We start from the raw sequence: 15,035 nt of genomic DNA on the forward strand, positions 1-15,035 counted from the left end.
GTTCAGCGGCTGATCGCCCATTGGATGATCACAAGAGCACTGAGCCAAACAACCTCTAGCCGGCTGGATGCCTTCAGAACACTTTTGACGAGGGTCACGTTGGGGTTGGCTTGGCCTGCCCCCAGCAGCGGTTTCTGAACCAGGCGCTCTCCGTAACGGTTTTCTCCGCCGAGTTGGATTCCGATGCAGTGGGCGTAGATCGCTTCTGAACGTCCTGCATTGGGTGATGGATCTGCAGATCCATCCCGTTCTGCAGCTCGCACCCGTTGTGCCCAGTGCCTCCAGGGAGGGCAGACCAGAGGCAGCGTCAGCATGACCAGACGGCAGGGCAGCCAGGTGAGCAGATCATCGAGGCGTGCGCCCGCTGTCCCCAACCAGCGCAGCCGACCGCTGCGGTACCCGAGCATGGAATCCAGCGTGCTGCTGGCCTTGAAGCCCCAGGCCAGCGCCAGCGGACCAGGCCCAGTGGGCATGACCATCCAAAGCAGCGCACCGATCCCCATCCAGAACAGCGGTGCGAACACACCATCCACAGCATTTTCTGAGGCTGTTTCGGCTGCTGCCCTTAGCAGTCCCTCTCGATTCAAGTTTTGAACGTCTCGTCCGACGATCCAGCTCAAGTTCCGGCGGGCTGGCTCGAGATCCACCTCCGCCGCTGATGGCAGCGCATTCAGCACCGCGAGCACGCTGTCTCTGAGGCTTCGAGCCGCCAGGGCGCTGGCAAGGCTCAGGGTCAGTACCGGAATACTGAGCCATCCCCATGGGGAGGGAAGCCACAGCAGCCGCTCCAGACACCAGCCCGTCAGGACGCTGCCAAGCACCAGGATCAGGCTGATCAAGCCTCCCCCGATCCGCAGCTTGATCGGATGGTCCCCCGCCCATGGTTCGGCCCAATGGCGCAACTGCTTAATGCTCCACCCCATCACCACCACGGGGTGGAGCAACCGGCGCGGGTCACCGATCAGCTGATCCAGCAGTGCTGCCCCAAGCACCAGCAGGCCTCCCACCGCTTCTGAGCTCATGGGAGGGGCGTGGCCAGAAACCAACAAAAATCCCCGCTCTGCTGCCCGAACGGTGCAGAGCGGGGGGTGATGTGAGTGATGGTGTTTGATGCCACCTGCTATTCAGGGCTTGCGCTGGATCAGGCGTCCTTCAGCCAGCTGAACATCGAGCGCAGGCCTTTGCCCACCTTCTCGATCGGGTGCTGGGAATCACGGTCGCGCACCTTCTTCATTTCAGGCTTGCCGGCTTCGCATTCGGCCACGAAGTTCCTAGCGAAGGTGCCGTCCTGGATGTCTGCCAGAACGCGCTTCATCTCGGCCTTGGTGTCGGCGGTGATCAGACGGGGGCCGCTGACGTAATCGCCGTACTCAGCGGTGTTGGAGATCGAATCGCGCATGGAGGTCAGTCCTCCCTTCACCATCAGATCCACAATCAGCTTCACTTCGTGCAGGCACTCGAAGTAAGCCAGTTCGGGCTGATAGCCCGCTTCCACCAGGGTCTCGAAACCAGCCTTTACCAGTTCGGACAGACCGCCACACAGCACAGCCTGTTCCCCGAACAGATCGGTTTCGGTCTCTTCCTTGAAGTTGGTCTCCAAGATGCCGGCACGGGTGCCGCCGATTCCCTTGGCGTAGGCCATGGCCATGCCGCGGGCGTTGCCGGAGGCGTCCTGTTCGATGGCGAACAAGGCGGGCACGCCCTGGCCGTTCTGGTACTCCCAACGCACGGTGTGGCCAGGGCCCTTGGGGGCGATCATCACCACATCCACATCGGCGGGAGGCTTGATCAGCTCGAAACGGATGTTGAAGCCGTGAGCAAAGCTAAGCACCTTGCCTGCACTGAGGTGAGGTGCGATTTCCTTCTCGTAGACCTCCTTCTGGAATTCGTCCGGCAGCAAGACCATGATCCAGTCAGCCTTGGCTGAGGCATCAGCCACGCTCAGCACTTCAAGACCGTCTGCCTTGGCTTTCTCGGCGGAGCGGCTGCCGTCATAGAGGCCCACCACCACGTTCACGCCCGAATCCTTCAGGTTCAGAGCGTGGGCATGACCCTGGGAGCCATAACCAATGATGGCCACGGTCTTGCCGTTCAGCAGACCGAGATCGGCGTCGGAGTCGTAAAAGAGCTGGGCCATCCGGGGCGGGCTTGCGGAACACTGCAGTGGACGAGCTTACGCAGCGGCCTGCCCCATTCGGTTCAGGCCTCGTTCGGATGGGAGATGACGCGGTCGATCAGGCCGTATTCCTTGGCTTCTTCGGCACTGAGGAAGTAGTCCCGGTCGGTGTCCTTCTCGATCTTCTCGAAGCTCTGGCCACTCATGTCGGATAGGGAGCGGTTGAGCATCTCCTTCATCCGCAGGATCTCCCGTGCCTCGATTTCGATGTCACTGGCCTGGCGACGGCTGGTGCCACCAAGGGGCTGGTGGATCATGATCCGGCTGTGGGGCAGGGCAACCCGCTTGCCCTTGGTGCCAGCGGCAAGAAGAAATGCGCCCATGGATGCCGCAAGGCCAACGCAGATGGTCACCACCTCGCTCTTGACGTACTGGATGGTGTCGTAGATCGCCAGGCCGGCCGTGACGGAGCCCCCCGGGGAGTTGATATACAGGTAGATCGGCTTGCTGCTGTCTTCCGAATCCAGATAGAGCATCTGGGCCACCAGGCTGTTGGCGATGCCGTCATTCACTTCAGAGCCGAGGAAGAGGATGCGCTCCACCCCGAGACGGGTGTAGATGTCGACCCAGCGCTCCATCTGGCTGCCGGGCAGGCGGTAGGGAACGCTGGGGGTACCGATCGGCATGGTTCAGAACGTTGAAGAAAGAAGTGCAGGAGGGTTGGGTCTGATGCCGTCGGTCAGACGGGGGGATTGCCAGGCAGATCCTTGCGGCTGCTGAGCACGCGGTCGATGAGTCCGTACTCAACGGCTTGTTGCGGGGTCAGGTAGCTCATTCGGTCGGAGTCCTTGCTCAGTTCCTCCACAGAACGACCTGTGTTGGTGGAGAGAATTTCAAGCATCGCCTGCTTGTTGTGCAGCACTTCTTTGGCACGGATTTGGATGTCCGTCGCCTGGCCGCGGGCACCGCTGCGCGGCTGGTGCAGGACGATGGAAGAGTTCGGGAGAGCGGCCCGTTGACCTTTCGTACCTGCCGAGAGGATCACCGCGGCTGTACCCATTGCCTGGCCGATGCAGATGGTGTGCACCGGAGGCTTCACATAGCGAAGGGTGTCGCAGATGGCGAAGGCTTCGGTCTCGAAGCCGATCGCTTCACCTGAGTACCAGCTGGTTCCAGTGGAGTTGATGTAGAAGTAAATCGGCTTCTCTGGGTTGTCGAATTCCAGATAAAGCAGCTGAGCAATGATCAGCTCAGTTACGTCGATGCCCATCTGACGCTTGGCGTCGTCGTCAGAGAACAGGGGCAAGCCCAAATAAACGATTCGCTCCTTCAGCAGGAGTGAGGGAAGGTCAGGAGGTGGTGTGCGCATCACGGCGCTGTCGCCGTAGTACGGGGCCGAAGTTGTCATCTCCACCATCGCGGTGGGGCGAGCCTAGCCGGGGTCAGCGGGCTTGCGGTTGCTGGTTTTGGCCGGTTTTCCCTGACTTTTCGATTTGGATGAAGGCTTGGTGTCGGTTGATGCATCGTTCTCGTCCAAGCGTGCGAACACCATGCGGCCGGTTGGGGTTTGCAGGGCACCGGTCACCACCACTGGCTTGCGTTGGCCGATCAGCGATTTCGCCTCGTTGACCACAACCATCGTTCCGTCATCGAGGTAGCCGACCCCCTGGCTGTCCTCCTTGCCCTCACGCACGATTTTGAGTTTGAGCTCGTCTCCGGGTTGCACTTCAGGCCGCAACGCGATCACCAGCTCACTCAGGTTCATCACCTTCAGGTCTTTGACCTGGGCCACCTGCGCCAGGTTGAAGTCTGCGGTCACCAGCGTGCCGCCGGTGTCAGAGGCCAACTGCAGCAGTCGGTCGTCCGTTCCCTTGCCGTCGTATCGGGTGCTGTTGATCACCAACCGCCGCCCGTAGGTTTCCCGCAGATCTTTCAGAAGCTTCAGGCCACGTCGGCCCTTGGCTCGCTTTTCGATGTTGGTGGAATCCGACAGCTGTTGCATCTCATCGATCACCGATTCGGCAACGATCACCTGCCCTTCCAGCAATCCGCAGGCGAGCATTCCGCGGATCCGGCCATCGATGATCACGCTGGTGTCCAGGATCTTGGCCGTGGCGGGGGTCAGCACCCCATCAGCCACCAGCAGCGCCTCCGTGCTGGCGGGATTGAACAGGCGCAGCAGCGTGCGGCCGTGAACTTCCGCCAGGTTGCTTCCCAGAATTCCGAAAAAGACGTTGCTCACCACCGCCAGAAGGGGTTTGAGCAGAACAATTCCCCCGGAAAACGGAAGCAGCAGAACAGGCAGCAGCAGCAGGTTGGCCACCAGCAGCCCCAGGATCAGTCCGACAGCCCGGCTCACCAGCAGATCGGTTGGCATGGTGCGCACCTGTTGCATCAGGCGCACCCGCAGCCTTTTGAACACCAGGCCTGCGATTAAGCCAATGCCACCGCTAGCTCCGCTGAGCTGGAGACGCAGCTGTTCAGCATTGGTGGTTGCACTAACCAGCCCGTCGGGCAGCAAGTGAATCCCCATCCAGCCAGCAGCTGCACCGGAAACCACAAACAGAAGCAGGATGAGCGGATCCACCATGGGTTCAGGTCGTGGCAGCTCGATCCGGATGCCAGAAGCATGCCTTATCCCATCCCGCCCCGCAGCGCCTATCTCCACATTCCCTTCTGCCATCGGCGCTGTTACTACTGCGATTTCGCTGTGGTTCCCCTGGGAGACCAGGCCCGTGCTGACCACGGGCCTGGCAGCCGCTCGATCCGTGAGTACCTGAACCTGCTGCATCGTGAAATCGCCTCTGCCCCAAGCGGTCCGCCCCTATCGACGGTGTACATCGGTGGGGGAACACCATCACTTTTGTGCCCCGATCAGATCGGAACACTGATCGATGCCTTGACCAACAAATTTGGTCTTCAACCGGGTGCGGAAATCACCCTTGAGATGGATCCGGCCACCTTTGATGCCGCGCAGTTGGCCTCCGTTCTGGCCCATGGCGTGAACCGCGTCAGCCTGGGGGGCCAGAGCTTTGATGATGCGGTGCTCGAGCAGCTGGGGCGTCGGCACCGCCTGAGCGACCTCCATGCAGCGATCGACTGGCTGGTTCAGGCCTGGCGCGATGGGGCACTGCGGTCCTGGAGTCTCGATCTCATCCAGAACCTCCCAGGCCAGACCCTGGCCGGGTGGGATACGCAGTTGGATCAGGCCATTGCCAGTCAGGCCCCCCATCTCTCGATCTACGACCTTTCGGTGGAACCGGGCACGGTGTTTGATCGCCAACGCTCGCTTGGCCTGTTGAAGCTGCCGGAGGACGACCTTGCCGTTGCCTTGATGGAGCGAACCACACAACGGCTTTCGGCTGCTGGCCTCAGCCGCTACGAGATTTCCAACCACGCCCGTCCAGGCCATGCCTCCCGTCACAACCGGGTGTACTGGAGTGGTGCCGGTTGGTGGGGATTTGGCATGGGAGCGACATCCGCACCCTGGGGGGTGCGCTTGGCACGACCCCGAACCCGCGCTGCCTATGCGGCGTGGCTGGATCACCCTCCCGTGGAATCAATCGCCGAGGCTGGTCTTCCCCTGGATGATCAATTTCTGGTGGGTCTGCGGCGCCGCGAAGGGGTGACCCTTCAAGGACTTGATGCTGATGCGCTGGTGCGCCGTTGGACACCGTTCGTTGAGCGTGGATGGCTGCAGCAGCGGGCAGGCCGTTGGTGTCTCACCGACCCCGAGGGCATGGCCCTCAGCAATCAGGTGTTGATCGAGGTGATTCTGTGGTGGGAAGAGACTTTAGAAGAACAAAGCCAGTCACAGCAAGCGATCTGATTGATCAGCGGCTGCTCTTGCGTTTGGCTCGTAGTGCAACGACCTTGCGATCGTTAGGGCTGATTGGGTCAGAAGTGTGAATGAATTCGCCCGAAATCTCAAAAAAAAGAGGTAGGCCCCTCAGCCCACCCCCAAACGACGCATTGAAGGCACCACTGCCTTCTGATCCATCATCACTGACGGATGGGCCCTTGCCCGGTATCAGTTGCATCTAATTAGGCATTAATGCTTAGCCAGATCTTCTCAAGTTGACTGTGAGGATGGCTAAGGCGCTAGCACCACTGCAAACGCTTGGGAGACGGAATGTTCGCGGGTTCCCTCGCCCGCGTCTCCCTAAACGCTTGAGACAGTCGAGCCAAGGCTCGATGGCCGACCCCATCCCTGTTGTCGAGCAGATCAAGCAGGGTCAGCCAGTAACTCTGAGATGTTGGGCATGGGATCAGGCTTCCCATCAGCAATTGCCCGGGCACGAAGGTAAAACCAGCTCTCGGTATCGCCCTTGGCTTCCATGCTTTCGGCGATCGATTTCCAGTTGTTGATCTCAGCTTGATCCATAGGGAAGCAAAAAAAATCTCCGGAACCCCTCAGAACCGGAGATCGTCCAACGGTCTGGTTGCAGCTCTGCATTCAGACGAGCTGACCCTAAAAATCGAGAGCAGACGACTGAGGTACGGATGACCGTTGTCGTCTCTCGAAACCCAGCTATTTCTTTCCAGGCTTCGCTTCACACACAGCCCTGTGGCGCTTTTAGGGCTGTGATTCAAGTTTTATCGGCTTGGGTGATCTCCCCTTTGCTGGGAGGAGTGTGATTCCGGGTCTGGTTGACCCAACCCTTCAACGCGTCGATGAACAGGCGGCGGCCATCCACGAGTGCTGGGCTGAAGGGAGGTTGTTTGGCGGTGAGCCCCAGTAGATCTGCCGTCACGCGCACTTGGCCGTCGCAGCCATCACCTGCCCCGATGCCGATCACAGGGATGGTCAGGGCCTGCTGCACCCGGCACGCCAGCTCGGCTGGAACATGTTCCAGCACCAAGGAGAAGCAGCCCTTCTGCTCGAGGGTGCATGCTTGCTCGAGCAGGCGTTCCTGGCTGATGGCGTCCGTGGCCTGACGGCGGTACCCCAGACGATGCACGGCCTGAGGCGTGAGGCCCAGGTGCCCCATCACGGGAATGCCCATGCGCACCAGACGGTCGATCACAGCGACAACCTCGGGTTCCGCTCCCTCCAACTTCACCGCCGCAGCGCTGGACTCCTTCAGCAGACGTCCTGCGGCCGCCACAGCACGGTCTTCGCCGCACTGGTAGCTGAGAAAGGGCAGGTCGCAGACCAACAGCGGCTGATCGGCGGGCATGGTCGTCAATCCCCGGGCCACCGCCTGGGTGTGATGGAGCATCTGGTCCAGGCTCACCGGGAGGGTTGTGGCATGGCCCAGCGCCACCATCGCCAGTGAATCACCGATCAGCAGCACATCTGCACCGGCGGCTTCGGCCAGAGCCGCAGAGAGGCTGTCCCAAGCGGTGAGCACGGCGATGGGTTGGCCCTTCTGCTTGAAGCGGGTCAGATCAGAAGGACGCATGCAGCTTCGGAACCCCTGGTCGGCTCATTGCTAGCATTCGACCGATTCGGGCCCATGCGGCTCTGACGCCCAAATCTGGTCAGGACCGGAAGGGAGCAGCCACACGGGATGCTCAGGGCAGGCGTGGGTTCCGGGTCACCACATTGAGATAGCCCGTCAAATAGAAAGTTCTGACGGGGTACTCACACCGCGCCATTGTCCTGTTGCTGACGACGACGCAGGAATTCAGGAATGCGGGCGCCGTTTTCTTCAGGTTCCGCACGGTTCACCATGGATGGCATGGAGCGGCTGCGCTCGCTGCGGTAAGGCTGCTTGTTTTCGAATCCTGTGGCGATCACTGTGACGTGAATTTCGCCTTCGAGGGCTTCATCCACCACAGCGCCCACGATGATGTTCGCTTCGGGGTCAACGACGTCGTAGATGACCTCAGAAGCAGTGGTCATGTCCTCCAGGGTCATGTCCTTACCGCCGCTGATGTTGATCACACAGCCCTTCGCACCATCGATGCGCTCGGTTTCCAGCAGTGGACTTGCAATAGCGGCTTGGGCTGCTTCCACGGCTCTGGAGCGGCCGGAACCGATGCCAATGCCCAGGAGTGCCGTGCCAGCTTCAGTCATAACGGAGCGAACGTCCGCAAAGTCAACGTTCACCAGTCCAGGGCAGGTGATGATGTCACTGATGCCCTTGACGCCCATGCGCAGGACGTCGTCCGCACTGCGGAAGGCCTCCTGAAGGGGGGCTCCGCCGATGGCATCACGCAGGCGGTCGTTGGGGATCACGATCAGGGTGTCCACGTGTTCTGCCAAACGAGCGATGCCTTCGTCGGCCTGACGCATGCGACGACGGCCCTCGAAGCTGAACGGCTTGGTCACGATGCCGACGGTGAGAGCACCGACTTCACGGGCGACTTCGGCGACCACTGGTGCGGCACCAGTGCCCGTTCCACCGCCCATGCCCGCGGCAATGAACACAAGATCGGAGCCCTGCAGTGCCTCGTGGAGATCAGTGCGGGATTCCTCGGCTGCTTTCTGGCCGATTGTGGGATTGCCGCCGGCGCCAAGCCCGCGCGTCAGGGTCTGCCCCAACTGCAGACGTTGCTGGGCTTGCGATTGGATCAGGGCCTGCGCGTCGGTGTTGAGAACGCGGTAGCCAACCCCCTCAAGGTCACTGAGGATCATGCGGTTGACGGCATTGCTGCCACCTCCGCCAACGCCGATGACCTCGATGCGGGCGGACTGGCTGGGCTGGATTCCCGCTGCCGTGTAAGACCCTGAGCCGCTCACCATCTCCATCGTCGAGGCAGAACCGTGTGGTTGCGTTGCATTATGTCCCTGAAGCCTGGTCTCGGCTTCAACTGATCACAAACCAGGCCCTGAGGTTGTGGTCTCCAGATTTTCCACCCTCTTGTTTCAGGGTTGGGTTTGGACTTTCTTGGGCGCTGGTGGCGATGGCAGTTGCAGCTCCGGTCGCTCCGGATTGCTGAGATCAAGGTTGCTTTGATGGGCCTGGCGCATGTGCTTCGGCAACGTATTGTTGAGGTGGACGATCGTGTCGATCTGGGTGTTCAGAAGGGCTGGTTCGCCTCCGAGGTCGATTCGGCCCAATCCCGTGGTGATCAGACTGACGCTGCCGTCGGGGTGAAGCACGATCGCTTTTAGTCGCCCCTCGAAGCGATCCCGTTGTTGCAGCAATGCGGCGATCTGGCCGCTTTTCCGATCGTTCCAACCTCGAACCATGATGTTGGTGAGCGGTTCTGGTGATGCTTCGCTGAGGGGAATCCATTGCCCGTCGGCGTTCAGCAGTCCCCTCTCCCGTCCGTCGGGACCCTGACGCATCGCCTTGGCAACGGGAATCTCGGGTTTCAGGCTGATGATGAGGCGAGCGGGCAGCATTCGGCGCTCCACCTGAGCAGTTCGCACGGGCAGCTCCCTGACCAGCTGGTTTTCAAGTGCCCTGGGACTGATCTCCAGCAGCGGTTGGGGAAAGCGCAGCTTGGCGGCCTCAATGACTTGACTGGTCTCGAGGGCAGCGCCGCCGGTTAGTACCACCACATCGGAGCTTCGCAGCGTCCAGCCATGGCGCAAGAGGATCCATGTGCATCCTCCACCGAGGAGCAGCAAGGCCACCAAGCGCCAGAGCTGGAGCAAAAGAATCTGCCGACGCTGCCGGCGCAGCTCCCTGCGACGGGCCACCTGAGCGGAAACCGGCCGTTGGGAGGATTGGGTTTTGGTCGATGCCCGACTCAAAGGTCGCACCGGGCCCGCGCCATCAGTTGCTCACCCCAGCTGCGCGCGCGGTCCGCATCAGAGAAGGGCACATCCATCTGCAGATCCTTGCCAACGAGGCGCAGCCGACAACGCCCCTGGGATTCATCGGTGAGTGGCGCATCACCGGAGGCCAGCGACATCAGTTCCACCAGTTCGAGTTTGCAGATATCAAACGAGCCTTGTTCCTGAAAGCTGCCTGCTTCGAAGCTGCTCCAGTGCAGTGCACCGTCTTTCAGACGCGCACCACCACAACCGTCGAGCTTGGCGAGTTCGGAGCCTTCAGCCCAGGCGCGAAACAGGGTTTGGCGCCGGCGTTCCAACCATCCGAGCGACGCCAGCAGCACAAAGGCCAGTAGCAATGGAAACCAGAGCAGTCCGTGGCTCATGGGTCAGGCGAAGGACGCTGCGCTCATTCTCCTGCTGTTTGGATCAGTTTGTGCACCAACTGTTCGAGTGTTACGCCGCTGGCGGCCCACAGCATCGGGAACATGCTCTGGGCCGTGAAACCAGGCAGGGTGTTGATTTCGTTGATCCACAGCTGATCGTTGGCGTCGTCGTAGAAGAAGTCCACCCGACCCATGCCCTTAACGCCAACAGCTGCGCAAGCCTGCAAGGCCTGCTCACGGATGCGGTCACGTACCGGATCTGGCAAGGGAGCTGGAATCAACGTGGTGCTGCGGCCTGCGGTGTATTTCGTCTCATAGTCGTACCAGTCCGCATCAAAACGAACCTCCCCGATCACCGATGCTTCGAGCGTCCGTCCTCCCAGAACGGCGCATTCCACTTCTCTGGCGTTGACGCCCTGCTCCACCACCAGCCTTGGATCGAGTGCTGCTGCCTGCTCGAGTCCCGCTTCCAGTTCTTGGCGGGAACGCACTTTGCTGATGCCCACTGATGAGCCGAGATTGGCGGGCTTCACAAAACAGGGGTAGTTCAGTTCGCGTTCAATCCGGTCCAAGAGAGCCGATCGGCTCTTGGCGTCCTCGAGTTCCGACGCGTGAAGAGCCACATAGGGCACCTGGGACAGCCCGGCGCTGGAGAAAGCAGATTTCATCGCCTGTTTGTCCATACTGACGGCTGAGCCGAGCACGCCGGCGCCCACGAAGGGTTTGCCGGTCAGCTGAAACAACCCCTGAATCGTTCCGTCCTCGCCGTTGGGACCATGCAGCACCGGGTACCAGAGGTCGATCGCATCGCAGCCCTCCGGGAACCCCTGGAATCCTGAGGGTGGCCTAGGTGTTGTGAGCTCCGGTGCGACTTCAGAGGCCAGGGTTGCCTCGGCCAGATCCGTTCCCCACCAGCGACCATCACGGTCGATGTAGATCGGCTGCACCGTGTACCGCTCGTTGTTTTTACCGCTGCGCAGGCCGCGAATGACAGTCGCTGCAGATCGGATCGAAACGTCGTGCTCTCCAGAGCGGCCTCCAAAGACGAGGCCGACCGTGATGGGACTGGACGGCATGAATGCTGCGACCCCTGAGCGCTGGGAGCGCCAAACGTATCAGCGTTGTGCTCAGTGGGGCAGGGGGCTGCCGCTGAGTGAAAAGGAGCGCACCGCATCGATGCGCACCTGAACAAGATCGCCAGCTTTGTAGGCATGACCATCTGCGCCGGCGGCACTGAAGAAGGTCAGGCGATTGGTGCGGGTACGCCCCATCAGCTGTGATGGGTCCTTGGGATTGATGCCCTCCGCAAGCACTTCTTCCGTGCGCCCCTCGTAGCGGGCATTGGCTTTGCGAGCGCAGCGTTCCACCAGGGCATTGATTTCGCGCAGGCGTTCCACCTTCACCTCTTCTGGCAGCTGGTTGTCCCAATTGGCTGCAGGGGTATTGGGCCGGGGTGAATAGGCCGCTGTGTTTACCTGATCGAAGCCAATCTCTTCGATCAGGTCGAGGGTGCGGCGGTACTGCGCATCAGTCTCTCCGGGGAAGGCAACGATCACATCGGCACTGAGGGAGGCATCGGGCATGCGCTCACGGATGCGGTCGATGATCCGCCGGTAGCGCTCAACGGTGTAGCCCCGGGCCATGGCCTGCAATACGTCGTTGTCTCCGCTCTGAAACGGAATGTGGAAGTGTTCACAGAGCTTGGGCAGGTCGGCACAGGCATCGATCAGCCGCTCGGTGAAGTAGCGCGGATGACTGGTGGCAAAACGGATCCGTTCAATGCCCTCCACGTCGTGGACGTGATGGAGCAGATCGGTGAGGGTGTGTTGGCGGCGACCCTCCGGCGTGATGCCTGGCAGATCCCGGCCATAGGCATCAATGTTCTGGCCGAGCAGGGTGATTTCCTTGTAGCCCTGGGCGGCGAGACCCTCCATTTCCAGCTTGATCGCCTGGGGCAGCCGTGATTGTTCCTTGCCGCGCACGGAGGGCACCACGCAGTAGGTGCAACGTTCGTTGCAGCCATAGATCACGTTCACCCAGCCGCAGATGCTGCTGTCTCGGCGGGCTGTGGTGATGTCTTCAAGGATGTGGTGGTCTTCAGTGGCGACCACTTGCTGACCGCTGTCCACCTGCAGCAGCAGGGTTTCCAGGCGATTGGCGTGTTGCGGTCCCATCACCAGATCCAGCTCCGGCACCCGCCGCAGCAGGGATTCGCCCTCCTGCTGGGCAACACAGCCCGCCACCACCAGGGTGAGATTGGGGTTGCTGCGTTTCCTCTGGGCCTGTCTGCCGAGGTAGCTGTAAACCTTCTGCTCGGCGTTGTCCCGGATGGTGCAGGTGTTGTAGAGCACCAGATCGGCATCCAGTTCGGCTGACGCCTCCCGGTAGCCCATGGCCTCAAGGATTCCCGCCATCCGTTCGGAATCCGCCTTGTTCATCTGGCAGCCGAACGTGGTGATCCAATAGCTGCCCCGCTGGGGGTTGGTGGTGGCGTCAGTGGCGAGGGGGGCGGAGGCGACCAAATCTCTGGCTCAAGCCTTCTCAGTGTGAGTCACAGCGGTGTTGTGTCAGTTTGGAGATTGACAGCCGGATGGCGATGGGCTGGGCCCTCACACGGTTTTCGCTCACCAAGGCCGTGCCCCTCACGATCAGCCGGGGCACCACCGCTGCCGTGGTGCGGTTGCAGCTCAGGTTGGAAGGTGATGGGCTGGTGGGTTGCGGCGAGACCGGTGGATTTGAGACCGGCCACCGTGCCTTTGCCCTTGAGGCTGTGGAGCAGGAGCTGCTGGCGCTGTTGCCGCAACTGGAAGCTCTGGATCACCACCGTCCGCAACGGTTCGAGCCCCTGCTTGCATCCCTGAGTCCCCCGGCCCGTTGTGCCATTGACCTGGCCTTGTGGGACTGGCATGGCCAACGGCTCGGCCATCCGCTGTGGCGGCTCTGGGGATTGGACCCAGCCGAGGGTGTGGCCACCAGCGTCACCCTGGGACTTGCTTCTGTAGATGCCGTGTTGGATCGTCTCCAACGCTGGTGGACGCAGCTGCCGGCGACGCGGGTGAAGCTCAAGCTGGGCAGCCCTGATGGATTGGACCACGACCTCAGCCTGTTAGAGGCGGTGGCCCAAGCCATCACGGATCGATCCCAGCGGCAGGGTGTGGCCATCGAACTGCAGGTGGATGCCAACGGCGGATGGACCGTGGATCAGGCCAGGCAAATGCTGGAGCCCTTGGCCGCACACCGGGTGGTGCTGCTGGAGCAACCCCTGGCTCCCGATCTGGATCCCACGCAGGACACAGCGGGATTCGCGGCGCTTCACCCGCAATGTCCGATGGCCCTGGTGGCGGATGAAAGTTGTTGGGATCTGGACGATCTGCTGCGCCTGGCTCCCGTGGTGGATGGTGTGAATCTCAAGCTGCTGAAGACCGGCGGGCTCAGTCAGGCCCTGCTGATGGCCCAGGTGGCGCAGACGAAGGGGCTGAACCTGATGGTGGGGTGTTATTCCGACAGCTCGTTGTTGAACGGCGCAGCGGCCCAGATGTTGCCTCTGATTCGTTGGCCGGATCTCGACAGCCACCTCAACTTGGTGGATGACCCCTTTGTGGGCCTTGAGTTGCAGAACGATCGTTTGCGACCTTCGGCGATGGCTGGATTGGGGATCCGTCCTGCAGGAGGCACAGAAGCGTGATGAGCGGGATTCAGGCGCCGCCGGGATTTCGGGACATGCGGTTGGTGCTGCTCCAACATGGCGGATTGGCCAGCCTCACCGGCAAGACCGGTCTGGCCATGCTCCGCCACCGTGCCGGACCGATCGTCGCTGTGATCGATCCCGACCATGCGGGTCAGTCTCTGCAACGCGTCACCGGTATCGAGCGGGACGTGCCGGTGGTGGCGGATTTGGCTGCGGCGCTGCCCTACGAGCCTGAGGTTGCTGTGGTCGGCCTGGCTCCCTCGGGGGGGCGGCTACCTGATCCTGTCCGCCACGACGCCTTGGCGGCGTTGCGCGCCGGCCTTCACCTCGCCAGCGGACTCCACACCCGGCTGGCCGATAATCCTGAGCTGGCAGAAGCCTGCTGGCCTGACCGTTGGATCTGGGATCTTCGCCGGGAGCCGGAAGGTCTCAACGTTGGCCAGGCACGCGCCGCAGCACTCCCTTGTCGGCGGTTTCTGGCGGTTGGCACCGATATGGCTGTCGGCAAGATGAGCGCATGCCTGTCTTTGTTGGAGGCGGCCCAACGCTCCGGGATTCCCGCGCGCTTTGTGGGGACAGGTCAGGCGGGAATCCTGATCAGCGGGGAAGGGGTCGCCCTGGATGCTGTGCGCATTGATTACGCCGCCGGTGCGGTGGAGGCGGCGGTGCTTCGGGCCGCGGATGCTCTACCGAAGCAGGGCCTTGTGCTGGTGGAGGGGCAGGGGTCGCTCTGCCATCCGGCCTCAACAGCCACCCTGCCCCTGTTGCGCGGCACCCAGCCGACGGCTCTGTTGCTCGTGCATCGGGCAGCACAGCAGACCATCGACCGGCTTCCTCAGATTCCTCTCCCCAGCCTGGAGGCTTTGGTGGCCACCACCGAAACCCTGGCAAGTTGGGCTCGGCCTGATGGGGCCGGTGAGCCAGCCAAGGTGGCCGCTGTCGCCCTCAACACAGCACGCCTTGATGAGGCTCAGGCTCGAGAGGAGGTGGAGCGCATTCGCCTAACCCTGGGTCTGCCCTGCACGGATCCAATCCGCTGGGGTGCAGAACCTCTCCTGGACGCTTTGTTGAATTGTTAGAAGGGCGAGCGAGGGGATTCGAACCCCCGAATAGCGGCGCCACAAGCCGCTGCCTTAACCACTTGGCGACGCCCGCCGCGTCCGTGAGAATCTA

15 protein-coding genes, 1 tRNA gene and 1 other RNA gene are annotated in these 15,035 nt (G+C 61.6%); 4 read left to right on the forward strand and 13 right to left on the reverse strand.

The window, feature by feature from the left end:
• Positions 1–2: 2 nt before the first annotated feature.
• The 5 genes from cbiB to SynA1562_RS04190 form a co-directional block, all read right to left on the reverse strand.
• Positions 3–1,022, reverse strand: coding sequence for an adenosylcobinamide-phosphate synthase CbiB (cbiB, locus tag SynA1562_RS04170; protein WP_186494860.1), 1,020 nt, complete (start codon positions 1,020–1,022; stop codon positions 3–5).
• A 119-nt stretch (positions 1,023–1,141) separates the two neighbouring features.
• Positions 1,142–2,137, reverse strand: coding sequence for a ketol-acid reductoisomerase (ilvC, locus tag SynA1562_RS04175; RefSeq protein ID WP_186494861.1), 996 nt, complete (start codon positions 2,135–2,137; stop codon positions 1,142–1,144).
• 62 nt (positions 2,138–2,199) lie between these two features.
• Entirely contained in the window at positions 2,200–2,802 is a 603-nt protein-coding gene (locus SynA1562_RS04180) for an ATP-dependent Clp protease proteolytic subunit (protein ID WP_011363833.1), read from the reverse strand.
• 53 nt (positions 2,803–2,855) lie between these two features.
• Positions 2,856–3,524 carry an ATP-dependent Clp protease proteolytic subunit gene (locus SynA1562_RS04185; protein WP_041435522.1) on the reverse strand — a complete coding sequence of 223 codons (669 nt, stop codon included), beginning with the start codon at positions 3,522–3,524 and terminating at the stop codon, positions 2,856–2,858.
• A gap of 24 nt (positions 3,525–3,548) precedes the next feature.
• Complete coding sequence (locus SynA1562_RS04190; RefSeq protein ID WP_186494862.1) at positions 3,549–4,706, reverse strand: PIN/TRAM domain-containing protein; 1,158 nt, start codon at positions 4,704–4,706, stop codon at positions 3,549–3,551.
• Between the two features lie 39 nt (positions 4,707–4,745).
• On the opposite strand from SynA1562_RS04190, the gene hemW reads away from it, so the two are divergent.
• Positions 4,746–5,945, forward strand: coding sequence for a radical SAM family heme chaperone HemW (hemW, locus tag SynA1562_RS04195; RefSeq protein WP_186494863.1), 1,200 nt, complete (start codon positions 4,746–4,748; stop codon positions 5,943–5,945).
• 396 nt (positions 5,946–6,341) lie between these two features.
• Here the strand turns inward: hemW and SynA1562_RS04200 are convergent, their stop codons facing one another.
• Positions 6,342–6,500 (reverse strand): hypothetical protein, encoded by a 159-nt coding sequence (locus SynA1562_RS04200; protein WP_186494864.1) that lies wholly within the window; start codon positions 6,498–6,500, stop codon positions 6,342–6,344.
• Between the two features lie 205 nt (positions 6,501–6,705).
• Complete coding sequence (panB, locus tag SynA1562_RS04205) at positions 6,706–7,521, reverse strand: 3-methyl-2-oxobutanoate hydroxymethyltransferase (RefSeq protein ID WP_186494865.1); 816 nt, start codon at positions 7,519–7,521, stop codon at positions 6,706–6,708.
• A 43-nt stretch (positions 7,522–7,564) separates the two neighbouring features.
• Here panB and ffs point away from each other — a divergent pair.
• Positions 7,565–7,662: signal recognition particle sRNA small type (gene ffs, locus SynA1562_RS04210), an RNA gene on the forward strand.
• Between the two features lie 41 nt (positions 7,663–7,703).
• Here the strand turns inward: ffs and ftsZ are convergent.
• From ftsZ to miaB, 5 genes are all read right to left on the reverse strand, one after another.
• Positions 7,704–8,813 (reverse strand): cell division protein FtsZ, encoded by a 1,110-nt coding sequence (gene ftsZ / locus SynA1562_RS04215; RefSeq protein WP_186494866.1) that lies wholly within the window; start codon positions 8,811–8,813, stop codon positions 7,704–7,706.
• A gap of 117 nt (positions 8,814–8,930) precedes the next feature.
• Entirely contained in the window at positions 8,931–9,713 is a 783-nt protein-coding gene (locus tag SynA1562_RS04220) for a cell division protein FtsQ/DivIB (protein ID WP_255445725.1), read from the reverse strand.
• Positions 9,714–9,763: 50 nt separating this feature from the next.
• Complete coding sequence (locus SynA1562_RS04225; protein ID WP_186494868.1) at positions 9,764–10,174, reverse strand: hypothetical protein; 411 nt, start codon at positions 10,172–10,174, stop codon at positions 9,764–9,766.
• A 23-nt stretch (positions 10,175–10,197) separates the two neighbouring features.
• On the reverse strand, positions 10,198–11,250 hold the full coding sequence (locus tag SynA1562_RS04230) for a D-alanine--D-alanine ligase family protein (RefSeq protein WP_186494869.1): 1,053 nt from the start codon (positions 11,248–11,250) through the stop codon (positions 10,198–10,200).
• A 51-nt stretch (positions 11,251–11,301) separates the two neighbouring features.
• Entirely contained in the window at positions 11,302–12,696 is a 1,395-nt protein-coding gene (gene miaB / locus SynA1562_RS04235) for a tRNA (N6-isopentenyl adenosine(37)-C2)-methylthiotransferase MiaB (protein WP_186494870.1), read from the reverse strand.
• A gap of 74 nt (positions 12,697–12,770) precedes the next feature.
• Here miaB and SynA1562_RS04240 point away from each other — a divergent pair, with 74 nt between their 5' ends.
• Positions 12,771–13,859, forward strand: coding sequence for a mandelate racemase/muconate lactonizing enzyme family protein (locus tag SynA1562_RS04240; RefSeq protein ID WP_186495307.1), 1,089 nt, complete (start codon positions 12,771–12,773; stop codon positions 13,857–13,859).
• Positions 13,859–14,941 carry a DUF1611 domain-containing protein gene (locus SynA1562_RS04245; RefSeq protein ID WP_186494871.1) on the forward strand — a complete coding sequence of 361 codons (1,083 nt, stop codon included), beginning with the start codon at positions 13,859–13,861 and terminating at the stop codon, positions 14,939–14,941. Before SynA1562_RS04240 ends, SynA1562_RS04245 begins: the two co-directional genes overlap by 1 nt.
• Before the next feature lie 3 nt (positions 14,942–14,944).
• On the opposite strand, the gene SynA1562_RS04250 is transcribed toward SynA1562_RS04245, so the two are convergent.
• A tRNA-His gene (locus SynA1562_RS04250) sits at positions 14,945–15,017 on the reverse strand.
• Positions 15,018–15,035: the final 18 nt, after the last annotated feature.

The organism is Synechococcus sp. A15-62 (assembly GCF_014280075.1).
In the GTDB taxonomy this organism is placed as follows: domain Bacteria; phylum Cyanobacteriota; class Cyanobacteriia; order PCC-6307; family Cyanobiaceae; genus Parasynechococcus.